The organism is Oleiphilus sp. HI0067 (assembly GCF_001635735.1).
Genome location: NZ_LWFI01001391.1, coordinates 1 through 534, shown reverse-complemented (window position 1 = coordinate 534; position 534 = coordinate 1). Strand labels below are relative to the sequence as shown.

Here is a 534-nt window from a genome sequence, read left to right as displayed (position 1 = left end):
TTAAATTTTTGTTTGGCAGGTAAGAATGACAGCAATCCTAGCTGTAGATACATCTTCTGAATTGTGTTCAGTGACTTTGTTACTGAAAGGTGAGTGCGGTACTGAGCTTTTTTCTAAAACGCTAGAAGCCGCAAGAAGTCATGTGCAGCATGTTCTTCCTATGGTGAAGGTGCTTTTGGAGGAGGCGGGGCTTAAGTTGGAGGATGTCGATGCACTTGCGTTTGGCCAAGGCCCCGGCTCGTTTACCGGGCTTCGTATTGCTACAGGTTTTGTTCAAGGTATTGCATTCGGTAAGGATATTCCTGTTGTAGGCGTCTCTAACTTGAGGGCGCTTGCGCATCATGTTTTGCAGAATGAGTCTGAGCAGAACGAGTGCTTCGTTTTAATTGACGCCAGAATGGATGAAATTTATTGGTCTGTTTATGAGCGTGATATCGAAGGATTCCCTAAAGAGCAGTTGCCTGAATCTGTCGACAAGCCGGAACGTGTCGCGGATGCGTTGAAAGATCATACAAACATGCCTGTGTTTGGTAG

1 protein-coding gene is annotated in these 534 nt (G+C 45.7%); it reads left to right on the top strand.

Annotation, left to right across the window (positions count from 1 at the left end; all coding sequences use genetic code 11):
- Positions 1-25: 25 nt before the first annotated feature.
- Positions 26-534: tRNA (adenosine(37)-N6)-threonylcarbamoyltransferase complex dimerization subunit type 1 TsaB (gene tsaB, locus A3739_RS22140; RefSeq protein ID WP_068502779.1), on the top strand; the 509-nt coding region annotated here is incomplete at its 3' end.